The sequence below is a fragment of the Aquaspirillum sp. genome (genome assembly GCF_055136605.1).
Map to the genome: position 1 here is coordinate 1 of NZ_JBSQVP010000096.1, position 6,034 is coordinate 6,034.

The following is a 6,034-nucleotide window of genomic DNA, read 5'->3' on the forward strand; positions in this document are numbered from 1 at the left end:
AGATGTGTATAAGAGACAGAACAAGAATTGCGCGATTTTCTCGGTGGCTTTGATTTTCGCGGTGAGATGGTAAGCAGCCCAGTTGGGCCCATGTCAGGCGGCGAAAAAGCACGCTTGGCACTGGCCTTGATTGTGTGGCAACGGCCTAATCTGTTGTTGTTAGATGAACCGACCAACCATCTTGATCTAGATATGCGGGCCGCGCTGACGTTGGCCTTGCAAGATTACAGTGGTGCATTGGTGGTGGTATCGCACGACCGCGCCCTGATCGAAGCCACCACCGACAGTTTTTATGTTGTCGGCGAAGGCACCGTGAAAGTGTTTGAAGGGGATTTAGAAGAGTATCGCCAACAACGCCTCGAACAAGATCGCGCGCGACAACAGGCACAACGCCAAGAGCAGCAAGCCGACAGCGGCAATGCGCCTATGGTGGATCGCAAAGCACAAAAACGGTTAGAAGCCGAAGCACGACAGCGCCTCTCAGCACAACGTAAGCCATTAGAAAAACAACTGGCTCAATACGAGAAAACCCTCACCGCTTTACAAGCGGAAAAGGGCACACTCGATACGTTGTTAGCAGACGGAGCGATGTATCAACCCGAGCAAAAAAACCAGCTACAACAGGCGCTCAAACGTCAGGGTGAGGTCAGTGCTGCGTTGGCTGAAGTCGAAGAGCAATGGCTAATGGTGCAAATGGAGCTGGAGGCCCTAAGTTAATTAACTCGATGGGGGCAAGGTATCAGCAAAGCTGCTGCGTTGCCCCAATTTTTCATACAACGCGGCCAAGTTTGGATGATCTTGTGGCCACGTTAAATCGGGGAAGCGCAGTTTTAACCAGCCCAAAGCACAGCCAACCGCAATGTCAGCTAACGAATAGCTGGTGCCATACATCCAGTTTTTATCGCCCAAGTCTTGCGCCAACGCCTCTAGCCCTCGGACAACCTTTTCCATTTGCCGTTGCATCCATGCAGTGTTTCGTTCACCAGCAGGACGTTTGTATTCTAGAAAGATATTGATCGCTGCATCTAACACCCCATCGGCCAACGCTTCAATCCGCTTGACCACTGCCAAAGGGCGGGTTTCTTTTGGTAATAGCCGTGAGACAGGTGAAATATGATCGAGATAATCCACAATCACCCGTGAGTCGTATAACACCGAACCATCGTCTAACACCAACACCGGCACCTTACCCAATGGATTCGGTACTTGTTGGCTGGCCTCGGGTAACCACGGATTGGCAACTTCTAGCTGGCACTCTATTTTTTTCTCTAGCAATACCACCCGCACCTTACGGGCAAATGGGCTAGTCAACGAAGCAATTAGTTTCATCAGCAATCAAATTCAAAAAATCATTAAACAGGGTCGTCGCTTAAGGCTCGTATTGAATCCGGCCTTGCACTTGTACCCCAACCTCACTATCGCCTGCCGCAAACGTGGGCATCACCGCCGCTTCGTCTGCCACTTTTGCCGCCATACTCATCGCACGAACAGGCCGATGTGCATAAAACTGACCTTGGTTTAATACTGTCAGATTCACAATCCGGTATTTGCCATTCCCCAAATTGCGTGCCACCAGTTGGGCGCGTTCTTCAAAGGCTTTTAATGCCTCGGGGGTCAGTTGCTGCTCCACTTTTTTCCGCGCAGCATCCGAGATGCTAAAGCCAAGTTGTGCAATTTGCAGTTGGCCTTCTAAATCGGCAATCAACGCCGCTGCTTGATCGTGTTCGGTGGCTTCAAGCCGAAACTCCACCCGACCGCGCCAGCCGCTGATTTTACGCTTATCGTAAATCGGCCATGTATTTTGCCCTTGGCTGCTGATTTTGACCGCCGGATAGCGTTTGGCTTTTTTTAATGCTTCATCCGCGACTCGATTCAAACGCTGTGCCAACTCAGCCGCTTGGCCGTGACTGTCTTCAACATATAACGTGGCTTGTAATAAATCATTGCTGATCGTGCGTTTGGCCTCGGCACTGAGTTCAACCAGATGATAATTCAGCGGTTCGGCCTGTGTGATTGACGACACACCCGATAAGGACAGCCCGATCACGGCCATCGCCAATAGAGAACGAGAAAGGTGTCGCATGGTCAATTCCTTGTGGTTGAGCCGAGAAAACCTCGGCAAATCGCAACATGAGTATGCCTGAAATTAATCATTATCACGTAATGGCGTGGTAGATTCGTGTTGCTTTTGTCTTAATCTCGCCATGATGGCAGCTTTTTGTTCATCGGAATAGACATTCCAAAACGTCACTTCCTCGAAAGTACGGCCACAACCACGACATACCGCATCGCCTAAGGCCGTGCTGCAATACCCGATGCAGGGGCTATCCACCCCCGGCGTCATAATCACACCCGACATCAGAAAATCAACTCCACTTTATCGTGCCCCAAACGGCGACGCAGTTCTTGTAAATGGGCAGGTTGGGGGGCAATGCGCCAGCGGTCACCCAATCGCACCCGACCACTGATGTGCGGCAATACCCGCTTAATCTCAACCACACAGCCCTCGCCCGCCGATTGCTCACAGAGCTGTTGCAACCATTGGCACGTCGCCACATCGGCCACCTCAATCTGTAATGCTTGCGCAAAATAGGCGCACGCTTCGGCCAGATCAAAAGCGCGCTCAACGGAAATACGCGTGCCGCCGCTATATTCATCATGGCTGACTTTGGCTTCAACCACTAGCACGCTATCTTCGCGGAGTTTGTCTTTTGCCAACTCAAACGACTCACTGAAAAACGACAACTCGACCTTAGCCGAACCATCATCTAACTGGACAAAAGCCATCTTGCCACGATTGCCGACTTTGGTGCGAATCGCGGTAATGGTGCCAGCGAGCCATTGCAATTCTTTTTTCGGTGAGATGCGCTGTAATGGGGTTTTAATAAATTGCCTTACCAGCGGCGCGTGGGCGTGGAACGGATGACCGGAGAGGAAAAAGCCAATGGCAATTTTTTCTTCCGCCAGCCGTGTCGCCTCATCCCACGACTCGACCACCAGCGGCTCAACTGCCAAGACTAAATCTTCTGCCGAGGTGTCAAACAATCCCCCTTGATTGGCATGGGCGGCTTGTTGTTCTGCCGCTCCTAACGCTAAATCGATATTGGCCAATAGCGCAGCACGGTTTTTTTCAAGGCTGTCAAACGCACCGGCGCGAATCAAAGCCTCGATTGTGCGGCGGTTGACCACGCGCTTATCCGTGCGGCGACAAAAATCGAATAAATCGCGGAATGGCCCGTGCCGTTCCCGTTCTTGCACAATATGTTCTACCGCCGCCTCACCCGTCCCTTTAATCGCACCAAGGGCGTAGCGGATGTGATGGCGGTCGGTAGGGATAAAGCGATAAAAACTCTGGTTAATATCGGGCGGTAAAAAAGTCAGTTTGTTGCGTAAACAATCATCATAAAACACCCGTAATTGGTCGGTATTGTCCAATTCCGAGCTCATGGTTGCCGCCATAAACGGCGCCGGATAATGGGCTTTTAACCATGCTGTTTGATACGACACCACCGCATAAGCAGCAGTATGCGACTTGTTAAAGCCATACTCGGCAAACTTCGCCATCAAGTCGAATAACTGTTCTGCCAGTGCAGGGTCATAGCCTTTTTCCCGCGCCCCTTGAGCGATTTTTTCACGGTGTAGGGCCATTTCTTCTGGCTTTTTCTTACCCATCGCCCGCCGCAACATATCCGCGCCACCGAGGGTATAACCCCCAATAATCTGCGAGATTTGCATCACCTGTTCTTGATACACAATCACGCCATAGGTTGGTTCGAGACAGGCGGTTAAGTCGGGGTGGAAATAATCCACTTCTTGTTTGCCGGCCTTACGCAAAATAAAGTCGTCCACCATACCGGAACCCAAAGGCCCCGGACGATAGAGCGCCAATACCGCGATAATGTCTTCAAAACGGTCGGGACGCAGCTTTTCTAAGAGCTTTTTCATCCCGTCCGATTCCAACTGGAAAATAGCGGTGGTGTTGGCTTCTTGCAGCACTTTATATGCCGCAGGATCGTCAAAGGCCATCGTGTTCAAATCAACCGCAAAAGTCGGGTCGATATCTCGGATGTATTTCACCGCCAAGTCGATAATCGTCAGGTTCCGCAGACCAAGAAAGTCAAACTTCACCAAGCCGACTTGTTCCACGTCGTCTTTATCAAACTGGCTCACCGGACTGGCTTCTTCACCCGAGGCTAAATAAATCGGGCAAAAATCGGTGATTTTTCCGGGGGCAATCAACACACCACCGGCGTGCATCCCCACATTTCGGGTCAGGCCTTCGAGCTTTTTCGCCAGTTCCCATAACTCAGCGACTTCTTCCTCTTTTTCCAACCTGTCTTTTAATACCGGCTCCATGCTGACTGCATCATCCAGCGAGTATTGTTTCCCCGGCGCGGCTGGAATCAGTTTCGACAGGCCATCACAGAAAGAATAAGGCAGATCCAACACCCGCCCAACATCACGCACCACAGCTTTAGAAGCCATTGTGCCGAAGGTGATAATCTGGCTGACGGCATCATCACCATAGCGTTTGCGGACATATTCAATCACCCGCCAACGGTTGTCTTGGCAAAAATCAATGTCAAAGTCGGGCATCGACACCCGCTCGGGATTTAAGAACCGTTCGAACAACAAGGCATAGGCGGTGGGGTCGATATCGGTAATGCCCAAAGAATAGGCCACCAACGAACCCGCCCCCGACCCCCGACCCGGCCCAACTGGGACGCCATTTTCTTTTGCCCAGTTAATAAAGTCGGCCACAATCAAAAAATAGCCGGGGAAACCCATCGCAATAATGGTGTCGGTTTCAAACTTCAGCCGTTCTTCATAGCGCGGCTTTTCTGCTTGGTATTGCGTAGGATCGGGGTATAACACCCGCAAGCGTTTCTCCAACCCTTCTTTGGCTTGCCAAATCAGGAAATCATCCAGACTCATGCCATCGGGTGTCGGAAACAGCGGCAAGAAGTTTTTGCCCAGTTGAATTTCGACATTACAGCGTTTCGCAATTTCAATACTGTTTTGCAAAGCCTCTGGCACATCAGCAAACAAGGCCTGCATCTCTGCTGTCGATTTGAAGTATTGTTCCTCAGTAAAACGGCGAGGACGGCGGCTATCGCCAAGGATATTCCCCTCGGCAATACATACCCGCGCTTCATGCGCTTTAAAATCATCTCGCTGTAAAAACTGAATCGGATGCGTCGCCACCACGGGCAATTGCAGCGATGCCGCTAACTGCAACATCTGTTCGGTGCATTGCTCGCTTTGGCGGTCGCCACGGCGTTGTAGTTCAAGATAAAACGCCGAGGGGAATAGTTCGGCCCAATAGTGGGCATAGCGTTGTGCTTGTTCGGTATTTCCCGCCAACAACGCCATCCCAACATCACCCTGATGCGCACCCGACAGCATGATTAAATCGCGGCGGTCGCCTTGTTCTAACCATTCACGTTTTAACTCAGCCCGCCCTCGGTATTGGTTATGGCGATAGGCTTGAGTGAGCAATTCACACAAGCGGCCATAGCCTTGGCGGTTTTTAGCAAGTAATAGCAAGCGGAAAGGCTGATCGCGGTCGAGATGGTTTTCGAGGTAAACATCGACACCAATAATCGGTTTGATACCTTTGCCTTGGCAGGTTTTGTAAAATTTCACCATGCCAAATAGGTTCATCAAATCGGTGATGGCCAAGGCCGGCATCTGCTGTGCAATGGCCGCCGTCACCGCATCACCTAAACGGGTGATGCCGTCGGTAATGGAAAATTCGGAATGGAGGCGAAGATGGATAAAAGCGGGTGTGTTCATCCGCGCATTTTACCAGAATGCGCGGATCGCTCTTGGATTGAACAACAATCGAGATCTAAAAGACTGGCAAAACTGATTTAGACTTAGCAACGAAGCGTTATCGCGACCTGCTACAGGAGTTAGGGAAGTAAATAACCCTCGACTGAAGTCGAAGGCTTTATTGTGAAACGAGAGCATGGTTGATCCCATTTCCAACATCAGGCGTATTTACAGCCGCCCTTGGCGAGACGGCGGTCTC

General features: G+C 51.0%; 5 protein-coding genes. 1 reads left to right on the forward strand and 4 read right to left on the reverse strand.

Annotated features, from left to right (window positions below):
* Window positions 1-27 precede the first annotated feature (27 nt).
* Window positions 28-717: an ATP-binding cassette domain-containing protein gene (locus tag ACTBZS_RS11615; protein ID WP_463044240.1), complete on the forward strand. Its 690-nt coding sequence runs from the start codon at window positions 28-30 to the stop codon at window positions 715-717.
* On the opposite strand, the gene ACTBZS_RS11620 is transcribed toward ACTBZS_RS11615, so the two are convergent.
* The 4 genes from ACTBZS_RS11620 to dnaE form a co-directional block, all read right to left on the reverse strand.
* Window positions 718-1,329: a glutathione S-transferase N-terminal domain-containing protein gene (locus tag ACTBZS_RS11620; RefSeq protein WP_022654434.1), complete on the reverse strand. Its 612-nt coding sequence runs from the start codon at window positions 1,327-1,329 to the stop codon at window positions 718-720.
* A 40-nt stretch (window positions 1,330-1,369) separates the two neighbouring features.
* Window positions 1,370-2,083, reverse strand: coding sequence for an SIMPL domain-containing protein (locus tag ACTBZS_RS11625; RefSeq protein WP_022654433.1), 714 nt, complete (start codon window positions 2,081-2,083; stop codon window positions 1,370-1,372).
* A 63-nt stretch (window positions 2,084-2,146) separates the two neighbouring features.
* Window positions 2,147-2,359 carry a DUF1289 domain-containing protein gene (locus tag ACTBZS_RS11630; RefSeq protein ID WP_463044241.1) on the reverse strand — a complete coding sequence of 71 codons (213 nt, stop codon included), beginning with the start codon at window positions 2,357-2,359 and terminating at the stop codon, window positions 2,147-2,149.
* A complete protein-coding gene (gene dnaE / locus ACTBZS_RS11635) occupies window positions 2,359-5,796 on the reverse strand; it encodes a DNA polymerase III subunit alpha (RefSeq protein WP_463044242.1) in 3,438 nt (1,145 codons plus the stop codon). The genes ACTBZS_RS11630 and dnaE overlap by 1 nt, the downstream gene beginning before the upstream one ends.
* Window positions 5,797-6,034: the final 238 nt, after the last annotated feature.